12 protein-coding genes, 2 tRNA genes and 4 rRNA genes are annotated in these 21013 nt (G+C 56.4%); 11 read left to right on the top strand and 7 right to left on the bottom strand.

All coding sequences use genetic code 11. The annotated features are described in order from the left end of the window. Window positions 1–39: 39 nt before the first annotated feature. From HU742_RS23215 to HU742_RS23185, 7 genes are all read right to left on the bottom strand, one after another. A complete protein-coding gene (locus tag HU742_RS23215) occupies window positions 40–357 on the bottom strand; it encodes a DUF2388 domain-containing protein (RefSeq protein ID WP_186644835.1) in 318 nt (105 codons plus the stop codon). Window positions 358–694: 337 nt separating this feature from the next. Further along, window positions 695–910, bottom strand: coding sequence for a DUF1127 domain-containing protein (locus HU742_RS23210; RefSeq protein WP_003187014.1), 216 nt, complete (start codon window positions 908–910; stop codon window positions 695–697). A gap of 319 nt (window positions 911–1229) precedes the next feature. Beyond that, complete coding sequence (gene scpC / locus HU742_RS23205; RefSeq protein ID WP_186644834.1) at window positions 1230–2723, bottom strand: succinyl-CoA:acetate CoA-transferase ScpC; 1494 nt, start codon at window positions 2721–2723, stop codon at window positions 1230–1232. 197 nt (window positions 2724–2920) lie between these two features. Then, window positions 2921–4357: an NAD(P)(+) transhydrogenase (Re/Si-specific) subunit beta gene (locus tag HU742_RS23200; protein WP_186644832.1), complete on the bottom strand. Its 1437-nt coding sequence runs from the start codon at window positions 4355–4357 to the stop codon at window positions 2921–2923. Further along, window positions 4357–4680: an NAD(P) transhydrogenase subunit alpha part 2 gene (locus tag HU742_RS23195; protein ID WP_003187010.1), complete on the bottom strand. Its 324-nt coding sequence runs from the start codon at window positions 4678–4680 to the stop codon at window positions 4357–4359. Before HU742_RS23195 ends, HU742_RS23200 begins: the two co-directional genes overlap by 1 nt. A 15-nt stretch (window positions 4681–4695) precedes the next feature. Then, on the bottom strand, window positions 4696–5817 hold the full coding sequence (locus tag HU742_RS23190; protein ID WP_186644830.1) for a Re/Si-specific NAD(P)(+) transhydrogenase subunit alpha: 1122 nt from the start codon (window positions 5815–5817) through the stop codon (window positions 4696–4698). 429 nt (window positions 5818–6246) lie between these two features. Then, the gene (locus HU742_RS23185; protein WP_186644829.1) at window positions 6247–7146 is read right to left on the bottom strand and encodes a LysR family transcriptional regulator; all 900 of its coding nucleotides are present in this window, start codon (window positions 7144–7146) and stop codon (window positions 6247–6249) included. A 157-nt stretch (window positions 7147–7303) separates the two neighbouring features. Here HU742_RS23185 and HU742_RS23180 point away from each other — a divergent pair, with 157 nt between their 5' ends. The 11 genes from HU742_RS23180 (at window position 7304) to pgaA (ending at window position 21011) form a co-directional block, all read left to right on the top strand. Continuing rightward, a complete protein-coding gene (locus tag HU742_RS23180) occupies window positions 7304–8485 on the top strand; it encodes an acyl-CoA dehydrogenase (RefSeq protein ID WP_186644828.1) in 1182 nt (393 codons plus the stop codon). A gap of 13 nt (window positions 8486–8498) precedes the next feature. Continuing rightward, entirely contained in the window at window positions 8499–9719 is a 1221-nt protein-coding gene (locus HU742_RS23175; RefSeq protein ID WP_186644827.1) for a CaiB/BaiF CoA transferase family protein, read from the top strand. Between the two features lie 627 nt (window positions 9720–10346). Further along, window positions 10347–11883 (top strand): 16S ribosomal RNA (locus HU742_RS23170). 123 nt (window positions 11884–12006) lie between these two features. Next, window positions 12007–12083, top strand: a tRNA-Ile gene (locus HU742_RS23165). 10 nt (window positions 12084–12093) lie between these two features. Then, window positions 12094–12169 (top strand) — tRNA-Ala (locus tag HU742_RS23160). Window positions 12170–12415: 246 nt separating this feature from the next. Then, window positions 12416–15307 (top strand): 23S ribosomal RNA (locus HU742_RS23155). Window positions 15308–15468: 161 nt separating this feature from the next. After that, a 5S ribosomal RNA gene (rrf, locus tag HU742_RS23150) occupies window positions 15469–15584 on the top strand. Window positions 15585–15689: 105 nt separating this feature from the next. After that, window positions 15690–15805 (top strand): 5S ribosomal RNA (gene rrf / locus HU742_RS23145). Together the 16S, 23S and 5S rRNA genes with 2 tRNA genes alongside form the textbook arrangement of a ribosomal RNA operon. Before the next feature lie 183 nt (window positions 15806–15988). Next, complete coding sequence (locus tag HU742_RS23140; protein WP_186641391.1) at window positions 15989–16624, top strand: NADH:ubiquinone oxidoreductase subunit N; 636 nt, start codon at window positions 15989–15991, stop codon at window positions 16622–16624. A 157-nt stretch (window positions 16625–16781) separates the two neighbouring features. Continuing rightward, window positions 16782–18287, top strand: a complete 1506-nt coding sequence (locus tag HU742_RS23135; RefSeq protein WP_186645209.1) for a YdgA family protein — start codon at window positions 16782–16784, stop codon at window positions 18285–18287. A gap of 240 nt (window positions 18288–18527) precedes the next feature. Then, window positions 18528–21011 (top strand): poly-beta-1,6 N-acetyl-D-glucosamine export porin PgaA, encoded by a 2484-nt coding sequence (gene pgaA / locus HU742_RS23130; RefSeq protein WP_186645170.1) that lies wholly within the window; start codon window positions 18528–18530, stop codon window positions 21009–21011. Window positions 21012–21013: the final 2 nt, after the last annotated feature.

The following is a 21013-nucleotide window of genomic DNA, read 5'->3' as shown; positions in this document are numbered from 1 at the left end:
CATCGGAACACCATTGCGCGCCCGATGTTTCATGTTGCCTCAGATCGCCAGAATGGCCTGGGCCAGTTGGGCGTCGGTGGCATTGATCTGGGGTGCCTGCTGGCGAATATAGTCCAGCGCACTTTCCAGCTTCACACCACGGATGGCGCCTTCGCTGGCCACGAAGCTGGCGGCGTCATCTCGGGCGGCCTGGACGATCTTGTTGTCCCGCAGTGATGAGGTTGCATCGGAGGTGACGTCGGATGTGGCCTTGAGCGCGCCGACGATGGAGTCTGTGGTAACGATGAAGCTGCTGGCGTTGGAGTGGGCGGCCACGGCCAGCAGGGCAACGGCGCTGAGCAGGCGAAGACGGATCATGGTGAACTCCTTGGGAATTGAGGTTATGCGGTGCAGGTAGCTGGAAGAAGAGACGCAGGATCGACTCGCTTCGCCACGTTCGTATCGATATTAGGACAGAACGCGTTGGCCTGGCAGTCCAGATTAACCCCTTATACCGCATGCGACTCGCATCGGCTGCGGGGTAAACAAACTGTACCTAACAATTAATAAAACTATCTAACTGTAATGGTTTGGTGGATTTACCCGAAATTTGCCCCATAAACGACAAGACCCGTCGCGGTTTCCCGCGACGGGTCTTGTTTGTTCAATTCGGTGCTGGCGGTGGACCCGGTGGGTCAGGGCCAGCGACGCTGAGTTAGCGCCAGAACGGCTTGCTCAGCTCTTCGTAACGTTGGGCTTCGCTGATACCGGCGTCAGCCAGCAGGCGCGAATCCAGACGAGCCAGTTGATGGCGGCTGGCAATGCGGCGCTGCCACAACATCAGGTTGGCGATAACGCGAAGAGGCAGGGAAGCCTGGTTTTTTTCAGCTTTGTCTTCGAAAAACAGCTCGGAACTGAGTGTACGTTCCATGGTTGACATCCTTCCGCTTGTGGCGGGATTAGGTAGTGGTTTAACTGGTGCCCATGATCTGCTCGTTTGGCCAGCGACTGTAGATACAGTTCATTTGTATTGTGAGAGACCAGTTAACTGTTAAAGAGTGGTGTACTGGTCGATAACGAGGCAACTGTACTTGTCTGCACTGCTATGGTGCATTTATGCAGTTCATCCGGAGTTTTTTGGGAAGAGACTGTAGGAAAGCACCGGTACAGCAGTACAGTTTTTGTCGAGTTGCGCGCGAGCGGTGGGCTCCAGTCAAAACTGTATTTGCGCTAGCTGTGTTCCAGCTGTATCAGACCGCCAACATGCGCCCAGTTTCTTCGAGGTTCAGGTGCCAACTCAGTGCATCGCGCAGGATATGCGGCGTATGCCCACCCAATGCGCACGCGGCGTCGAAATAGTCGTTCAAGGCCTGGCGGTAGGAAGGGTGCACGCAATTGTCGATGATCACGCGTGCCCGCTCCCGTGGCGCCAGGCCCCGCAGGTCGGCCAGGCCGATCTCGGTCACCAGGATGTCGACGTCGTGTTCGGTATGGTCCACATGGCTGACCATCGGCACGACACTGGAAATGGAACCGCCCTTGGCGATCGACTTGGTGACGAAAATCGCCAGGTGAGCATTGCGAGCGAAGTCCCCCGAGCCGCCGATGCCGTTCATCATCCGCGTACCGCATACATGGGTTGAGTTCACATTGCCGTATAGGTCGAATTCCAGCGCGGTGTTGATACCAATGATGCCCAGGCGGCGCACAACCTCGGGATGGTTGGAGATTTCCTGCGGACGCAGGACCAGTTTGTCCTTATACCTTTCCAGGTTTCCGAACACGTCGGCATTGCGTCGACCCGACAGCGTGATCGAGCTGCCGGAGGCGAAACTCAGCTTGCCGGCGTCAATCAAGTCAAACGTCGAGTCCTGCAAAACTTCGGAATACATGGTCAAGTCCTCGAACGGCGAATCGATCAGGCCGCACATTACGGCGTTGGCGATGTTGCCAATCCCGGCCTGCAGCGGCCCGAGCTTGTTGGTCATGCGCCCGGCCGAAACCTCCTGTTTGAAGAAGTCGATCAGGTGATCGGCGATGGCCTGGGTGTCGCTGTCTGGCGGGGCGACGGTAGAAGGCGAGTCCCCTTGGTTGGTTATGACTATGGCGGCAATCTTTTCCGGCGGGATCGGGATCGCGGTGCTGCCAATACGGTCGTCGACCTTCACCAAGGGGATCGGCGTGCGAGTGGGGCGATAGGTCGGGATATAAATGTCGTGCAATCCCTCAAGATTCGGATTGTGCGCCAGGTTGATCTCGATGATCACTTGCCGGGCGAAGATGGCGAAGCTGGCTGAGTTACCCACCGACGTGGTCGGTACGATATGCCCCTGCTCGGTGATGGCCACTGCTTCGATCACGGCAATATCGGGCAGTTTGAGCTGGCCGTTGCGCAGTTGCTCGACGGTTTCCGAGAGATGCTGGTCGATGAACATCACCTCGCCTGCGTTGATTGCCTTACGTAACGTGCTGTCGACCTGGAACGGCATGCGTCGCGCCAGCACACCGGCTTCGGTGAGCTCCTTGTCGAGGTCGTTGCCCAGGCTCGCACCGGTCATCAAGCTGATTTTAAGCGGGGTGACCTTGGCACGCTCAGCCAGGGCGTGGGGCACTGCTTTGGCTTCTCCGGCGCGGGTAAAGCCACTCATGCCGACGGTCATGCCGTCCTCGATCAACAAGGCGGCTTCGGCAGCGCTCATCACTTTATTCAACAACGAAGGCAGGCGGATGCGATCACGGTACATGGAGGGTCGTCTCGGGCTGGAAGCTGGATGCGCAGTCTAGAGAATTCGCGCTTTGCCCGACCCGCTACAAAAGTCGCATTTGAGGCGTCTATTACGGGGGTTTCAGGCAAAACATTGTTACCGAATCGGTAATGCTTTGCCTTGATACAAATCAAAACGCCCCGAAAAGGCGGGGCGTTTTTGACGAAACGGGAAAGTTATTCCACCGCTTTGACCATGTCTTCGATCACCTTCTTGGCGTCACCGAACACCATCATGGTCTTGTCCAGATAGAACAGCTCGTTGTCCAGGCCGGCATAGCCGCTGGCCATCGAGCGCTTGTTGACGATGATGGTCTTGGCCTTGAAGGCTTCGAGGATCGGCATGCCGGCAATCGGCGACTTCGGATCGTTCTTCGCCGCCGGGTTGACCACGTCGTTAGCGCCCAGCACCAACACCACATCGGCTTGGCCGAACTCGGAGTTGATGTCCTCCATCTCGAACACCTGGTCGTAAGGCACCTCGGCCTCGGCCAGCAGGACATTCATATGCCCGGGCATACGACCGGCCACCGGGTGAATCGCGTATTTGACGGTCACGCCGCGATGGGTCAGCTTCTCGGTCAGCTCTTTCAGCGCATGTTGCGCCCGCGCTACCGCCAAGCCATAGCCCGGAACGATGATCACCGTGTCGGCGTTGGTCAGTAGGAAGGTGGCGTCGTCAGCCGAGCCGGATTTCACCGGACGGGCTTCTTTCGAGCCTGCTGGGCCAGCCGCATCTGCGGTGTTGCCGAAACCGCCGAGCAATACGTTGAAGAACGAACGGTTCATCGCCTTGCACATGATGTACGACAGGATCGCGCCGCTCGAACCCACCAACGAACCGGCGATGATCAGCATCGAGTTGTTCAGCGAGAAGCCGATACCCGCCGCGGCCCAGCCGGAGTAGCTGTTGAGCATCGAGACCACCACCGGCATGTCCGCGCCGCCGATCGGGATGATGATCAGCACACCCAGGACAAAGGCCAGGGCCAGCATCAAGGCGAACGCGCCGAGGTTGCCGGTGAACATGAAGGTCAGGCCCAGGCCCAGCGTTGCCAGGCCCAGGATCAGGTTGAGCTTGTGCTGGCCGCCGAACTGTACCGGTGCGCCTTGGAACAGGCGGAACTTGTACTTGCCCGAGAGCTTGCCGAACGCGATCACCGAACCGGAGAAGGTGATTGCACCGATGGCAGCGCCGAGGAACAGCTCCAGGCGGTTACCGGCCGGAATCGAATCGCCCAGTTGCTTGACGATGCCCAGGGACTGCGGCTCGACGACCGCCGCGATGGCAATGAACACTGCCGCCAGGCCGATCATGCTGTGCATGAACGCCACCAGCTCCGGCATCTTGGTCATCTCGACGCGCTTGGCCATGATCGAGCCAGCAGTACCGCCAACCAGCAGGCCGACGATGACATAGCCGATGCCGGCGGTCGCTAGCTCGGCACCGAGCTTATAGATGAGCCCCACGGTGGTGAGCACCGCCAACGCCATGCCGAGCATGCCGAACAGGTTGCCACGGCGCGAGGTGGTGGGGTGAGACAGGCCTTTAAGGGCCTGGATGAAGCAGATGGACGCGATCAGGTAGAGCGTCGTTACCAGGTTCATGCTCATTACTTGGGCGCCTCTTCTTTTACGGCTTTCGGGGCTTTTTTCTTGAACATCTCAAGCATGCGGCGCGTCACCAGGAAGCCACCGAACACGTTCACCGCGGCCAGGGCCACGGCGAGGGTGCCCATGGTCTTGCCCAGAGGTGTTACGGTCAGCGCGGCGGCGAGCATGGCGCCGACGATCACGATCGCCGAAATGGCGTTGGTCACCGCCATCAACGGCGTGTGCAAAGCAGGTGTAACGTTCCAGACCACGTGGTAACCGACGTAGATCGCCAGCACGAAGATGATCAGGTTGTAGATACCGGGGGAGATAAGCTCTTCCATTGTCTGAATCCCTGCTTAGGCGTTTTTGCGGATGACTTGGCCGTCGCGGCACATCAGGCACGCGGCGACGATGTCGTCTTCCAGGTTCACGTCGAACTGACCTTCCTTGGTGAAGACCAGCTTCAGGAAGTCCAGCAGGTTACGGGCGTACAACGCCGAAGCATCGGCCGCGACTTCACCGGCCAGGTTGGTCGGACCGCAGATGGTCACGCCATTCTCGATCACGACCTGATCGGCCACGGTCAACGGGCAGTTACCGCCCTGGGCTGCCGCGAGGTCGATGACCACCGAGCCGGGCTTCATCTGCGCGACGGTTTCGGCGCTCAGCAACGTCGGTGCCTTGCGGCCCGGAATCAGCGCGGTGGTGATGACGATATCGGCCTGTTTGGCGCGCTCGTGCACAGCCTGGGCCTGGCGCTGCATCCAGCTGGCAGGCATGGGTCGGGCGTAACCGCCGACACCGACTGCGCATTCACGCTCTTCGTCGGTCTCGTAAGGCACGTCGACGAACTTGGCGCCGAGGGATTCGATTTGTTCCTTGACCGCCGGCCGCACATCCGAAGCCTCGATCACAGCGCCCAGGCGCTTGGCCGTGGCAATCGCCTGCAGACCTGCCACACCCGCGCCGAGAATTAGCACGCGCGCCGCTTTCACGGTACCAGCGGCGGTCATCAGCATCGGCATGAAGCGCGGATAGTGGTGAGCGGCCAGCAGCACGGCTTTGTAACCGGCAATGTTCGCTTGAGAGGACAGCACGTCCAGGCTTTGGGCTCGAGAAGTCCGTGGCGCGGCCTCAAGGGCAAAAGCGGTAATGCCGCGTTCGGCCAGCATGGCAATGGTTTCGTTGTTGAATGGATTGAGCATGCCCACCAGAACGGTGCCGCTCTTGATCAGCGTCAGTTCGCTGTCGCTAGGGGCAACCACTTTGAGAATCAGCTCAGCGCCAAACGCATCACCGGCGCTGCCAATGGTTGCGCCCGCTGCCTCATAGGCACTGTCGATAACGCTGGCCTTGATGCCGGCGCCGCTTTGAACAGTGACTTTATGGCCTTGGCCGACCAGCTTCTTGATGGTTTCCGGGGTAGCAGCAACCCGTGTTTCACCCGTTTGGGTTTCGAGGGGAACACCAATGTGCACGTCAAATCTCCTGCGTGATCTTATTGAGTAAACCCAGGCACTTCGGATGGTGCGGCTGGGGCGGCCGATCAGCACGATCCCGCTGGAAGGCGGGGCGCGGCATTTTGCAGGCGAAAATACAGCCCTTCAAGGGATTATGACGGGTGACGGAAAATTAACTACAAGTCACCCTGTGACCGAATGTCGCAACCCCTAGGGTTTATCCCTTGAAGGGCCTGTGGATATTGGGTTTTCTGCAAAAAAGTCATACTTTTCCATTGGCAAGCTGAATAAGCGGTCATGAGGTGCGCAATATGGCTTAAAGCCACGTACCTAAACGCTTGTGGGACGATTGTTCCTATTTGATAACAGTTTGGCTTTTTGCGACATAAACGTATATCTGTAGCGTCTTGATTTTGCTGACTACGAGGTCAACATCTAAGTTTATCTTTAATTTTCAGGTACATAGTTGTTCGCTTGTTGGACTAGCCAGTCGCGGAAAGCCTGGAGAGATGCGGATTCCACTTTTCGTTCCGGGATCATCAGGTAATAAGCCTTGATGCTCGACAATCCGTTGCGGTTGGCGATGACCAGACGTCCTTCAGCCAATTCTCGCTGAATCAAAAACGGTGGGATCAGCGCAATCCCCATGTCGTGCATCGCCGCTTGGGCCAGCATGGAGAATAGTTCATAACGCGGGCCTGTCAGGTCGCGTGGGATGTTTAGCTCCTGGGAATTGAACCACTGCCGCCAGGCATAGGGTCGCGTGGTTTGCTGGAGCAGTGGCATTTCGGCAATGGTGGCCGGCGTCAGCGTCTTCTGATTGCCCAGTAAGGTGGGGCTGCATACCGGCATCGGGTTCTCACCCATTAGCTTGTGGGATTCGGTGCCGGACCAATCGGCATCGCCGAAGTAGATGGCCGCGTCAAACTCGGTGTCAGCAAAGAGAAAGGGGCGCGTGCGATTGGTCAGGTTGACCGTGACTTCAGGGTGCTGCTTCTGAAAGTCCTTCAGGCGCGGCAATAGCCACTGGGTGCCGAACGTTGGAACGACCGCTAGCTCGATAACGTTCGCGCCGGTATGGCCCATGACTGAAAGGGTGTCGCGTTCGACCGCGTCCAATTGCGTCGCAACCCGACGACTATAGGAAAGGCCTGCCTCGGTCAGTTTGACGCCACGCCTCGAACGGCGGAACAACTCAACGCCGAGGAAATCCTCCAGGCTGGCGACCTGTCGGCAGATGGCCCCTTGGGTGAGTGACAGTTCTTGGGCAGCCTTGGTAAAGCTCTCGTGTCGGGCGGCGGCCTCGAAACTGATCAAGGCGGCGGTGCTGGGAATTTTGCGACGCATGTACGACAACCTCACTCATGGTGGCCTTGAGCGGCTTCAAAAGCCCTTTCGGAGTGAGAAATTAGCACAAGCGCATGCGGAATCCTCGTTTGCTCTTGTGGGAAACCGCGCCTAGGATCAGTCCACGACTTTTCATTTCATTGGCGAGGACTTTTTCATGGCTGGTAAAGCGAGTTTCAACTGGATCGATCCACTCTTGCTGGACCAGCAGCTCACTGAAGAAGAACGCATGATTCGCGACACGGCCGAACAATTCGCCCAGCAGAAGCTTGCGCCGCGAGTCCTGGAAGCGTTCCGCCATGAAAAAACCGATCCGGCGATCTTTCGTGAAATGGGTGAGGTAGGCCTGCTGGGCGCAACCATCCCCGAGCAATACGGCGGTAGCGGCTTGAACTATGTCAGCTACGGCCTGATTGCCCGGGAAGTGGAGCGTGTCGATTCCGGCTACCGTTCGATGATGAGCGTGCAGTCCTCCTTGGTCATGGTGCCCATCAATGAGTTCGGCACCGAGGCACAGAAGCAGAAGTATCTGCCGAAGCTGGCCTCCGGGGAATGGATCGGCTGCTTTGGCCTGACAGAGCCGAATCATGGTTCCGACCCAGGCGCGATGATCACTCGTGCACGGAAGGTGGACGGTGGCTACAGCTTGACGGGTAGCAAGATGTGGATCACTAACAGTCCAATCGCCGATGTCTTTGTAGTCTGGGGTAAGGATGACGCGGGTGATATCCGCGGCTTCGTCCTGGAAAAGGGCTGGAAGGGCCTGAGTGCTCCGGCCATTCATGGCAAGGTCGGTCTTCGGGCTTCGATCACTGGCGAGATCGTCATGGATAACGTATTCGTCCCGGAAGAGAACATATTTCCAGATGTGCGTGGTTTGAAAGGGCCGTTCACTTGCTTGAACTCGGCGCGTTATGGCATTTCCTGGGGCGCATTGGGTGCCGCCGAGTTCTGCTGGCACACCGCTCGCCAGTACACGCTTGATCGACAACAGTTCGGCCGCCCGTTGGCGGCCAACCAGTTGATACAGAAGAAACTGGCCGATATGCAGACTGAAATCACTCTCGCTCTGCAAGGATGCCTGCGTCTGGGACGTATGAAAGATGAGGGCTCGGCTGCGGTTGAAATCACCTCGATCATGAAGCGCAACTCTTGCGGCAAGTCCCTGGATATTGCGCGTATGGCGCGGGATATGCTCGGCGGTAATGGCATCTCCGATGAGTTCGGCATTGCTCGTCATCTCGTGAATCTGGAAGTCGTGAACACTTACGAGGGCACACATGATGTCCATGCGCTGATCCTGGGGCGTGCGCAAACCGGTATCCAGGCGTTCTATTAATAGGAGAACGACCATGGGCGCGCTTTCGCATCTGCGGGTATTGGATTTATCCAGGGTGCTGGCCGGGCCTTGGGCTGGGCAGATCCTGGCGGACCTGGGGGCCGACGTCATCAAGGTCGAGCGTCCCGGTAATGGCGACGATACACGCGCATGGGGCCCGCCCTTCTTGAAGGACGTCCATGGCGAAAATACGACCGAGGCGGCCTATTACCTGTCGGCCAATCGCAACAAGCAATCCGTCACTATCGATTTCACGCGTCCCGAGGGGCAGAAGCTGATCCAGGAGTTGGCGGCCAAGTCCGACATCCTGATCGAAAACTTCAAGGTGGGTGGGCTTGCGGCCTATGGCCTGGATTACGACTCGCTGAAAGTGATCAACCCGCATTTGATCTATTGCTCGATCACCGGGTTTGGCCAGACGGGACCGTACGCCAAAAGGGCCGGGTATGACTTCATGATCCAGGGGCTGGGCGGCTTGATGAGCCTTACCGGCCGGCCGGAGGGGGATGAGGGCGCTGGGCCGGTGAAAGTTGGTGTTGCGCTGACCGACATTCTTACAGGCCTGTATTCGACCGTTGCTATCCTGGCAGCGTTGGCTCACCGCGATAATGTGGGTGGAGGGCAGCATATCGATATGGCATTGCTGGATGTTCAAGTGGCTTGCTTGGCTAACCAGGCGATGAACTACCTGACTACGGGCGTTGCGCCGAAGCGATTGGGGAATGCGCATCCGAACATTGTGCCTTATCAGGATTTTCCTACTGCCGACGGTGACTTCATTCTTACGGTGGGTAATGACGGCCAGTTTCGAAAATTCGCTGAAGTTGCCGGTCAGCCACAATGGGCCGATGACCCTCGGTTCGCGACGAACAAGATGCGGGTGGCGAATCGGGCACAATTGATTCCGTTGATTCGCCAGGCGACGGTATTCAAGACGACGGCTGAATGGGTTATTCAGCTTGAGCAGGCCGGAGTGCCGTGCGGGCCGATCAACGATCTGGCCCAAATGTTTGCTGACCCTCAGGTACAAGCTCGCGGATTGGCAATAGAGCTGCCTCACGCGCTGGCTGGCAAGGTGCCGCAAGTCGCCAGTCCGATTCGTCTATCCGAAACGCCTGTCGAATACAGAGGTGCGCCTCCATTATTAGGGGAGCACACGCTGGAAGTGCTCCAGCGAGTACTAGGGATGGACACGGCGACCGTCACGGCTTTCAAGGACGCGGGCATTCTATGATTTCCCTCTATATAGAGGGCGCTCCTTACTAGGTAGGTGGCCACGGCTTCAGGGGCTCAGGCAACTCATTGAAGGAAAAGCGAAATAAAGGGTTGACGGCAAATCCTGGGTGTCTATAATTCGCCCCACTTCCGGCGCAGTCGAAACGGAAAACTCCTTGAGTTTCAAAGAGTTAAGTAGGTTTCGATGTAAGCGAGCTTCAGTTCATCGAGGCACGGAAGGAGTGGATGGGGCGGTGTTGTTTGGCCCTGTCGACGATTCGATCCTCTCGGTCGAAAGCGGTGTAAAAGAGGTGTTGACAGCAGCGACTAACGCTGTAGAATTCGCCTCCCGCTAACGAGAGATCGGAAGCGCAAGTGGTTGAAGTTGATAAGGAAACTTTGAAAACTTCTAAAAATAACCGCTTGACAGATACACGGGGCGCTGTAGAATGCGCGCCTCGGTTGAGACGAAAGACTCAGCCAGCCGCTCTTTAACAACTGAATCAAGCAATTCGTGTGGGTGCTTGTGGAGTCAGACTGCTAGTCAACAGATTATCAGCATCACAAGTTACTCCGCGAGAAATCAAAGATGTAACCAACGATTGCTGAGCCAGGTTTAGGGTTTTCTCAAAACCCAAAGATGTTTGAACTGAAGAGTTTGATCATGGCTCAGATTGAACGCTGGCGGCAGGCCTAACACATGCAAGTCGAGCGGTAGAGAGGTGCTTGCACCTCTTGAGAGCGGCGGACGGGTGAGTAATGCCTAGGAATCTGCCTGGTAGTGGGGGATAACGCTCGGAAACGGACGCTAATACCGCATACGTCCTACGGGAGAAAGCAGGGGACCTTCGGGCCTTGCGCTATCAGATGAGCCTAGGTCGGATTAGCTAGTTGGTGGGGTAATGGCTCACCAAGGCGACGATCCGTAACTGGTCTGAGAGGATGATCAGTCACACTGGAACTGAGACACGGTCCAGACTCCTACGGGAGGCAGCAGTGGGGAATATTGGACAATGGGCGAAAGCCTGATCCAGCCATGCCGCGTGTGTGAAGAAGGTCTTCGGATTGTAAAGCACTTTAAGTTGGGAGGAAGGGCATTAACCTAATACGTTGGTGTCTTGACGTTACCGACAGAATAAGCACCGGCTAACTCTGTGCCAGCAGCCGCGGTAATACAGAGGGTGCAAGCGTTAATCGGAATTACTGGGCGTAAAGCGCGCGTAGGTGGTTCGTTAAGTTGGATGTGAAATCCCCGGGCTCAACCTGGGAACTGCATTCAAAACTGTCGAGCTAGAGTATGGTAGAGGGTGGTGGAATTTCCTGTGTAGCGGTGAAATGCGTAGATATAGGAAGGAACACCAGTGGCGAAGGCGACCACCTGGACTGATACTGACACTGAGGTGCGAAAGCGTGGGGAGCAAACAGGATTAGATACCCTGGTAGTCCACGCCGTAAACGATGTCAACTAGCCGTTGGGAGCCTTGAGCTCTTAGTGGCGCAGCTAACGCATTAAGTTGACCGCCTGGGGAGTACGGCCGCAAGGTTAAAACTCAAATGAATTGACGGGGGCCCGCACAAGCGGTGGAGCATGTGGTTTAATTCGAAGCAACGCGAAGAACCTTACCAGGCCTTGACATCCAATGAACTTTCCAGAGATGGATTGGTGCCTTCGGGAACATTGAGACAGGTGCTGCATGGCTGTCGTCAGCTCGTGTCGTGAGATGTTGGGTTAAGTCCCGTAACGAGCGCAACCCTTGTCCTTAGTTACCAGCACGTTATGGTGGGCACTCTAAGGAGACTGCCGGTGACAAACCGGAGGAAGGTGGGGATGACGTCAAGTCATCATGGCCCTTACGGCCTGGGCTACACACGTGCTACAATGGTCGGTACAGAGGGTTGCCAAGCCGCGAGGTGGAGCTAATCCCACAAAACCGATCGTAGTCCGGATCGCAGTCTGCAACTCGACTGCGTGAAGTCGGAATCGCTAGTAATCGCGAATCAGAATGTCGCGGTGAATACGTTCCCGGGCCTTGTACACACCGCCCGTCACACCATGGGAGTGGGTTGCACCAGAAGTAGCTAGTCTAACCTTCGGGAGGACGGTTACCACGGTGTGATTCATGACTGGGGTGAAGTCGTAACAAGGTAGCCGTAGGGGAACCTGCGGCTGGATCACCTCCTTAATCGACGACCGCAGCTGCTTCATGAGCTCCCACACGAATTGCTTGATTCATTGAAGAAGACGATAGAAGCAGCTTTAAGCTCCAAGCTGATAGCTCACAGCTAACAGTTACAAGCTCGAAATTGGGTCTGTAGCTCAGTTGGTTAGAGCGCACCCCTGATAAGGGTGAGGTCGGCAGTTCGAATCTGCCCAGACCCACCAATTTTGTAATGGGGCCATAGCTCAGCTGGGAGAGCGCCTGCCTTGCACGCAGGAGGTCAGCGGTTCGATCCCGCTTGGCTCCACCACTACTGCTTCGATTGTATAAAGCTTAGAAATGAGCATTCCATCGGTTCGATGGTGAATGTTGATTTCTAGTCTTTGACTAGTTCGTTCTTTAAAAATTTGGGTATGTGATAGAAAGATAGACTGGACGTTACTTTCACTGGTAACGGATCAGGCTAAGGTAAAATTTGTGAGTTCTCTTAGTTGAGAAATTCGAATTTTCGGCGAATGTCGTCTTCACAGTATAACCAGATTGCTTGGGGTTATATGGTCAAGTGAAGAAGCGCATACGGTGGATGCCTTGGCAGTCAGAGGCGATGAAAGACGTGGTAGCCTGCGAAAAGCTTCGGGGAGTCGGCAAACAGACTTTGATCCGGAGATGTCTGAATGGGGGAACCCAGCCATCATAAGATGGTTATCTTGTACTGAATACATAGGTGCAAGAGGCGAACCAGGGGAACTGAAACATCTAAGTACCCTGAGGAAAAGAAATCAACCGAGATTCCCTTAGTAGTGGCGAGCGAACGGGGACTAGCCCTTAAGCTTCTTTGATTTTAGCGGAACGCTCTGGAAAGTGCGGCCATAGTGGGTGATAGCCCTGTACGCGAAAGGATCTTAGAAGTGAAATCGAGTAGGACGGAGCACGAGAAACTTTGTCTGAATATGGGGGGACCATCCTCCAAGGCTAAATACTACTGACTGACCGATAGTGAACTAGTACCGTGAGGGAAAGGCGAAAAGAACCCCGGAGAGGGGAGTGAAATAGATCCTGAAACCGTATGCGTACAAGCAGTGGGAGCCCACTTTGTTGGGTGACTGCGTACCTTTTGTATAATGGGTCAGCGACTTATTTTCAGTGGCGAGCTTAACCGAATAGGGGAGGCGTAGCGAAAGCGAGTCTTAATAGGGCGTCTAGTCGCTGGGAATAGACCCGAAACCGGGCGATCTATCCATGGGCAGGTTGAAGGTTGGGTAACACTAACTGGAGGACCGAACCGACTACCGTTGAAAAGTTAGCGGATGACCTGTGGATCGGAGTGAAAGGCTAATCAAGCTCGGAGATAGCTGGTTCTCCTCGAAAGCTATTTAGGTAGCGCCTCATGTATCACTGTAGGGGGTAGAGCACTGTTTCGGCTAGGGGGTCATCCCGACTTACCAAACCGATGCAAACTCCGAATACCTACAAGTGCCGAGCATGGGAGACACACGGCGGGTGCTAACGTCCGTCGTGAAAAGGGAAACAACCCAGACCGTCAGCTAAGGTCCCAAAGTTATGGTTAAGTGGGAAACGATGTGGGAAGGCTTAGACAGCTAGGAGGTTGGCTTAGAAGCAGCCACCCTTTAAAGAAAGCGTAATAGCTCACTAGTCGAGTCGGCCTGCGCGGAAGATGTAACGGGGCTCAAACCATACACCGAAGCTACGGGTATCACGCAAGTGATGCGGTAGAGGAGCGTTCTGTAAGCCTGTGAAGGTGAGTTGAGAAGCTTGCTGGAGGTATCAGAAGTGCGAATGCTGACATGAGTAACGACAATGGGTGTGAAAAACACCCACGCCGAAAGACCAAGGTTTCCTGCGCAACGTTAATCGACGCAGGGTTAGTCGGTCCCTAAGGCGAGGCTGAAAAGCGTAGTCGATGGAAAACAGGTTAATATTCCTGTACTTCTGGTTATTGCGATGGAGGGACGGAGAAGGCTAGGCCAGCTTGGCGTTGGTTGTCCAAGTTTAAGGTGGTAGGCTGAGATCTTAGGTAAATCCGGGATCTCAAGGCCGAGAGCTGATGACGAGTTACCCTTTGGGTGACGAAGTGGTTGATGCCATGCTTCCAAGAAAAGCTTCTAAGCTTCAGGTAACCAGGAACCGTACCCCAAACCGACACAGGTGGTTGGGTAGAGAATACCAAGGCGCTTGAGAGAACTCGGGTGAAGGAACTAGGCAAAATGGCACCGTAACTTCGGGAGAAGGTGCGCCGGTGAGGGTGAAGCACTTGCTGCGTAAGCCCACGCCGGTCGAAGATACCAGGCCGCTGCGACTGTTTATTAAAAACACAGCACTCTGCAAACACGAAAGTGGACGTATAGGGTGTGACGCCTGCCCGGTGCCGGAAGGTTAATTGATGGGGTTAGCTAACGCGAAGCTCTTGATCGAAGCCCCGGTAAACGGCGGCCGTAACTATAACGGTCCTAAGGTAGCGAAATTCCTTGTCGGGTAAGTTCCGACCTGCACGAATGGCGTAACGATGGCGGCGCTGTCTCCACCCGAGACTCAGTGAAATTGAAATCGCTGTGAAGATGCAGTGTATCCGCGGCTAGACGGAAAGACCCCGTGAACCTTTACTATAGCTTTGCACTGGACTTTGAATTTGCTTGTGTAGGATAGGTGGGAGGCTTTGAAGCGTGGACGCCAGTTCGCGTGGAGCCAACCTTGAAATACCACCCTGGCAACTTTGAGGTTCTAACTCAGGTCCGTTATCCGGATCGAGGACAGTGTATGGTGGGTAGTTTGACTGGGGCGGTCTCCTCCTAAAGAGTAACGGAGGAGTACGAAGGTGCGCTCAGACCGGTCGGAAATCGGTCGTAGAGTATAAAGGCAAAAGCGCGCTTGACTGCGAGACAGACACGTCGAGCAGGTACGAAAGTAGGTCTTAGTGATCCGGTGGTTCTGTATGGAAGGGCCATCGCTCAACGGATAAAAGGTACTCCGGGGATAACAGGCTGATACCGCCCAAGAGTTCATATCGACGGCGGTGTTTGGCACCTCGATGTCGGCTCATCACATCCTGGGGCTGAAGCCGGTCCCAAGGGTATGGCTGTTCGCCATTTAAAGTGGTACGCGAGCTGGGTTTAGAACGTCGTGAGACAGTTCGGTCCCTATCTGCCGTGGACGTTTGAGATTTGAGAGGGGCTGCTCCTAGTACGAGAGGACCGGAGTGGACGAACCTCTGGTGTTCCGGTTGTCACGCCAGTGGCATTGCCGGGTAGCTATGTTCGGGAAAGATAACCGCTGAAAGCATCTAAGCGGGAAACTTGCCTCAAGATGAGATCTCACTGGGACCTTGAGTCCCCTGAAGGGCCGTCGAAGACTACGACGTTGATAGGCAGGGTGTGTAAGCGCTGTGAGGCGTTGAGCTAACCTGTACTAATTGCCCGTGAGGCTTGACCATATAACACCCAAGCAATTTGCTGATCCTGCATGCAGGGCACCAGATTGCGGTGTGTGAAGACGAAACGAACCGAAAGTTCGAATCTCACAAAAACACCGAAGCTATCACATACCCAATTTGCTGAAGCGAGGCCAACTGGCCACGATTCGGTACCCGAATTTCTTGACGACCATAGAGCATTGGAACCACCTGATCCCATCCCGAACTCAGCAGTGAAACGATGCATCGCCGATGGTAGTGTGGGGTTTCCCCATGTGAGAGTAGGTCATCGTCAAGATTAAATTCCGAAACCCCTATCTGCTGACGCAGGTAGGGGTTTTGTTTTAGTAGAAGTCACCGATTTTCACCAACACGTTTTTAAAACGGGTTGGTTCCCGAATTTCTTGACGACCATAGAGCATTGGAACCACCTGATCCCATCCCGAACTCAGCAGTGAAACGATGCATCGCCGATGGTAGTGTGGGGTTTCCCCATGTGAGAGTAGGTCATCGTCAAGATTGAATTCCCCAAACCCCTGTCTGCCAACGCAGCCAGGGGTTTTGTCGTTTTGAGGCCGATAATCGGATTCGCTCTCCTGATTGCTCTCCTTGCCCGGCAATCCCCGAAGCCGTTGCTATGCTTTGATTGTTGGGCGTTGGCAACAAGCGCCCGCGACATGACTGGTCATGGGGATTCCAATAATGAAAAACCCTTATGCTCCTGGTTTCTGGTGCGCTACTGCTGCCTTGGTGCTGCTTTCGGCCACCTACTTTTATGGTGTGATGCTGACCCACCAGATCGACAAAGCACTCATTTTCCTCGATAGCGCGTCTGCGCTGATCGGTGTCATATCCATCGCCATCGTCGCCTGGGCTTCACTTCAAGGCCAGCGCATCAAGAAAAAACAACTTGAGCAGGGCAAGACCTTGGTGTTGATCTGGGATACCAAGGTTGCCCTACGGCGGGTCGAAACGGTATTCGATCGCTATTTCTGGGGCAGTTACTGGCAGCCGGGGCGCACGTTCCAAGAGGTCATGGGGGAACTCACCGGTACCCCGCTGGAGAAAAGCCTCGAGGCCCTGAAAATCCAATGCGTCGCCTTGGACAAGCAAGTTGCTCAAGATGACTGGCATTGGCTCAACAATGCTCGCGAACTGTGCGACGTTGCCAACGCCATGGCTCGGGAGCGCTACCAATTGGATTTTTGCGATGGGCGTGCCGATTCGTCGGGTGCGGCAGTAATCAACCGTGATTTCGAAGTGCTGGTCTACACCTGGACGGCACGGCTAAAGACGTTCGATCACCAACTCGACGAGATCGAAGTCCAATATTCGTAGACCATTTCGCAAGAACGCGCTTTTTCCCCTTTAAACATTGGGCTTGCCGGCCTGCCTGATGCTAATCTCCCCACCACTTTTACCGCGTCGAGCCACAGCCCTTGCGGGTCAAGGAAGACGACGACTTTTTCAACCATGGAATACGATCGGGTCACTCATGAATAAATCAGCAAGCGTACTTCTGGGAATCGTTGTGGTTATCGGTGCGGTCAGCGCAGGTGGCGCCTGGTATACCGGCACGAAACTCGAAGGAGTGCTGAACACCGCTATTGCCGACAGCAATAAGCAAATGCAAACCGCATTGGCCGGTTCTAATGGCACCGCTTCTATCGAACTGGTTTCCCTGGACCGTGGCACATTCAGCAGTACCGCGCATTATCGCCTGAAGGGCGAAGGCGAGATGTTTGGTGGTGAGCCGGTCGAGTTGCTGTTCGTGGACAATATCGAACACGGGCCACTGCCGTTCTCGCGCCTGATTACGCTCAAATGGTTGCCCGTCATGGCTACCAGTCACACCGAACTTGAGCGCACCCCGCTGACTGAAAAATGGTTCGTGGCTGCGAAGGACAAGTCTCCCCTCAAAGGTGTTGTTAACCTGGGATACGACCAGTCCAGCAACGGTACAGTCGAGCTGCTACCCCTGGACACCAAGCTGGATGAGCAAACACAGCTCATTTTTTCCGGTCTGAAAATCGATGTGGCCGCCAGTGCACAAGCGCAAAAGATCAAGGCCGACGGCTATATGGACAGCTTCAAGCTGACCACCGTCGCCGAAGATCAGACCCCGGTGCAAGTCGAATTCAGTGGCCTGACGATAGCCAGCAATCTGACCAAGAGCACCTACGGCTACTACATGGGTGACAACACCCTGCTGTTGAGCAGCAGCAAAACCAGTTTTGGCGAACCGAAATCGGTGCTGGGCTTGAAGAACTTCGAAATGAAGAACCACAGCAGCGAGAACGGCACCAGCGCTTCGGGGCGTGCCGACTACAAGATTGGCGAATTGTCTTTCAACGACAAGGTTATCGGTTCTGCACAGATGGCGGTCAGCCTGAAGAACCTGGACATCCCTGCCACCATGTCGCTGATGCAGGTCTACCAGTCCAAACTGCAGCCTTATGAAAGAGCGGCTGCCGAGGCGGCTGCAGCTGGCGAACCGGCTCCAGAACTGAACCTGACCGAGGCTGAAGAAGCACAGGTCAAGGCGGATCTGGAGAAGCTCCTGGCGGGTGGCCCGCAAGTCGCGCTGGAAAATCTGTCGTTCAATACCGCCAACGGTGAAAGCCGCGCGAGCCTGATCGTTGACTTGGCCAAGCCGCAATCCATGGACCTTCCGCCAGATGAGCTTGGCCGTCAGCTGCTCGCCCTGCTGGATTTCAAGGTGAAAGTATCCAAGCCGATGCTGGTGGATCTCCTGACCGTGCAGGCGCAGATGGAAGGTCAGACCGACGCCAAACTGATTGCTGACCAGGCCACCGCCACCAGCGATATGTTCAGCGCCATGGCGATAGGTACCGAGCTGGCGAAGCTTGAAGGCAACGACGTTGTCACCAACCTGCACTACGCCAACAATCAGGTCGACTTCAATGGCCAGAAAATGACAGTCGAACAATTTTCGGCATTCGTCATGAGCAAGCTGGGCGGCGGCGTCGCCGTACAGTAATCCGCCTCAGTAACACCAAGACCGGCCCGTGCCATGCGCACGGGCCTTTTTTTTGCCATCGAATAAAGCCAGCGCTGAAATCTGCATGGATTCTGAAGAATTATGGCGTTCCGGAAGATGACCCTTCACAGGATGCAAAACTAGGCACGTTAGAGCTTGGCTGGGTTCCTTTGATCCGGCCTCCTGTTTGATGGGCAAGGGGGCACTGCGACCCGGCTGGCCATGTAAGGATGCTGACGAATGCCGCGTACTGTGGGTCCTCTTATTCAATTCGGTTTGCGCCCGTTGTTTCGCGTCGCGCTGTGCAGCCAATTGTGCTGGCCGGTAGTGGCGTTTGCCGACTCCGCTTATGACCAGATGGTGCTCGACGCCAGGGCGGGCCATCACGCGCCCGCGTTGACCGTTTTGCGCCAGGTTCCGCCCGGTCAGGTCAGCACTGCGCAGGTCAGTGATCATCTGCAAATCGCCAGCTGGGCCGGTCTCGATGCCGAGGTGGTAAACGTCTACGAAACCCAGGGGCGATCTCGCGACTTGCCGGTTCAAGCGCTGACCGCTACGGCCCGGGCCTACCGCAACCTCAAACGCTGGGACTCGGCGGCTGAATTGTATCGTCGGGCACTGGCGATCGATCCGCAGAATACTGACCTGCAACTCGGCCTGGCCCTGACCCAGGCCGACGCCGGCAAGCCTGACGAAGCCGTCAGCCGTGCCAGGGCGCTTGTTGCCGCGAAGCCTGAAGACCCGATGCGCCGATTGGCCCTTGGCTACGCCCTGGCCCGCGCCGACAACCCTCACGGAGCGTTGTTTGAATACGACCAGGCCTTCACTCGCGCCGGTGGCAACAAGCCCGAAGTCGCGCGCGAATATATCCATGCCCTGCAACGCGCCCGGTTGCCCGAGCCGGCCCTGCGCCTGGCTCGTCTTCAACCTGGGTTGATCGACCGTGGCGTGCAGCGCAGGCTCGAAGGCGATGTCGCGGCCGAGCGGGTGCGCCTGGCGGACATGGCCAGTCGCAGCGAAAAGGAGCGTTTTGTCATCGCAGATCGCGCCCTGGCCGATTACGACAAATTGCTCGCCACCTGGACTCCGGTGGCCGAGGCGCATGAGGACGTGTTGCGCTGGCGAATTGACCGCATGGGCGCCCTCAACGCCCGAGCTCGCCGTGCGGAAGTGATCACCGAATACCAGAAGCTGGTCGCTGAAGGGGTCAGTATTCCTACTTACGCCTTGCGCTGGGTTGCCTCTTCCTATCTGGAGCAGCGTGAGCCAGAAATCGCCGTTGACCTGTACCGTCGCGTGCTCACCGCGCCCGATGCCGACCCTGCGGATCGTTTCGAGGACAGCACTGCGCTTTACTACGCACTGTTGGAAAGCGAAAGATCCGAAGAAGCTCGCGCGCTCGCCGAAGACCAGGCCAAGTCCCAGCCCCCACGCGTCGAACTCAAGGGGCTGCCCATTGGCAACCCTAACGACGAGTGGATGGATGCCCAACAATTAGCCGCCCAGGCGGGCACTTACGGTGCTGATCTGCCTTCGGCCGAAGCGCGCCTGAACGATCTTGTCTATCAAGGCCCCGGCAATATCGGTTTGCGCCTGGCCCAGGCCGATCTGTACCAGGCCCGTGAATGGCCGCGTCGTTCGGAGATGCTGCTCAAGGAAGTCGAGGCCACGACACCGCGCAGTCGCGACCTGGAAGTCGCCCAGGCGCGTGCCGCCATGGACTTGCAAGAGTGGCGGCAGATGGACGTGCTGACCGACGACGTGGTTGCCCGCTATCCGGAGAACGCTCACGTCAAACGCCTGCAACGCCAGCGCGAAGTCCACGACATGGCCGAACTGCGCATCGAAGCCTATACCGGCAAGAGTTACGGCGGCGGTAATGGCGATGCCGGTGCAGTCACCGGCAGCCGGGACTTTGGTATTGAAACGTTGCTGTACAGCCCGCCCATTGACGAGGACTGGCGCCTGTTCGGCGGTGCCGGCTACGCCACCGGCGATTTCGAAGAGGGCACAGGCCATCATCGCTGGCAGCGCCTGGGAGTGGAGCGGCGCACCCGTGACATGACCCTCGAAGCCGAAGTGTCCAACCACTCGTATGGCTCCGGTGACAAACAAGGCGCGCGCGTCGCCGTGGCCCGGGACATCAATGACCATTGGCAGTACGGCGGCAGCCTGGATTACCTCTCGGCCAACACTCCGCTTCGAGCGCTCAACAGTGGCATTCGAGCCAACGGTGGGAGCGGCTTCGTCCGCTGGCGAGCCAATGAAAGCCGTGAATGGCGACTAGATGTCAGCCCGTCCCACTTCAGCGATGGCAACAACCGCCTCGAGACATTGCTGACGGGCCGCGAAGGCATCTATAGCGCCCCGAGATTGCAAGTAGAGCTGGGCCTGGAAGTCGGTGCCAGTCGCAACAGCGGCTCCGATGAAGTGCCGTACTTCAATCCGAAGTCGGACTTCAGCGTCATGCCAACTGTCAGCGCCAACCACGTGCTGTACCGCCGTTACGAAACCACCTGGAGCCAGCAATTCCAGGCCGGTGCCGGTACCTACAGCCAGCGCGACTACAGCACCGCAGCCATGGGTTTGCTCAGCTACGGCCAGCGCGTGATCTGGAACGACGTGCTTGAGGCCGGCGCTGCACTGAGCTGGCTCAACCGCCCCTACGACGGCGATCGTGAAAGCGATCTGCGCCTGCTTGTCGATCTCACCTACCGCTTCTAGAA

Source organism: Pseudomonas marvdashtae, from assembly GCF_014268655.2.
In the GTDB taxonomy this organism is placed as follows: Bacteria; Pseudomonadota; Gammaproteobacteria; order Pseudomonadales; family Pseudomonadaceae; genus Aquipseudomonas; species Aquipseudomonas marvdashtae.
The sequence above is the reverse complement of the archived record's forward strand: the minus strand, read 5'-3'. Positions and strand labels throughout refer to the sequence as shown.

Coding starts and splice junctions, on each gene's coding strand:
- HU742_RS23215 (WP_186644835.1), bottom strand. CDS start 357: ATGATCCGTCTTCGCCTGCTCAGCGCCGTTGCCCTGCTGGCCGTGGCC.
- HU742_RS23210 (WP_003187014.1), bottom strand. CDS start 910: ATGGAACGTACACTCAGTTCCGAGCTGTTTTTCGAAGACAAAGCTGAA.
- scpC (WP_186644834.1), bottom strand. CDS start 2,723: ATGTACCGTGATCGCATCCGCCTGCCTTCGTTGTTGAATAAAGTGATG.
- HU742_RS23200 (WP_186644832.1), bottom strand. CDS start 4,357: ATGAGCATGAACCTGGTAACGACGCTCTACCTGATCGCGTCCATCTGC.
- HU742_RS23195 (WP_003187010.1), bottom strand. CDS start 4,680: ATGGAAGAGCTTATCTCCCCCGGTATCTACAACCTGATCATCTTCGTG.
- HU742_RS23185 (WP_186644829.1), bottom strand. CDS start 7,146: ATGCGTCGCAAAATTCCCAGCACCGCCGCCTTGATCAGTTTCGAGGCC.
- HU742_RS23180 (WP_186644828.1), top strand. CDS start 7,304: ATGGCTGGTAAAGCGAGTTTCAACTGGATCGATCCACTCTTGCTGGAC.
- HU742_RS23175 (WP_186644827.1), top strand. CDS start 8,499: ATGGGCGCGCTTTCGCATCTGCGGGTATTGGATTTATCCAGGGTGCTG.
- HU742_RS23140 (WP_186641391.1), top strand. CDS start 15,989: ATGAAAAACCCTTATGCTCCTGGTTTCTGGTGCGCTACTGCTGCCTTG.
- HU742_RS23135 (WP_186645209.1), top strand. CDS start 16,782: ATGAATAAATCAGCAAGCGTACTTCTGGGAATCGTTGTGGTTATCGGT.
- pgaA (WP_186645170.1), top strand. CDS start 18,528: ATGCCGCGTACTGTGGGTCCTCTTATTCAATTCGGTTTGCGCCCGTTG.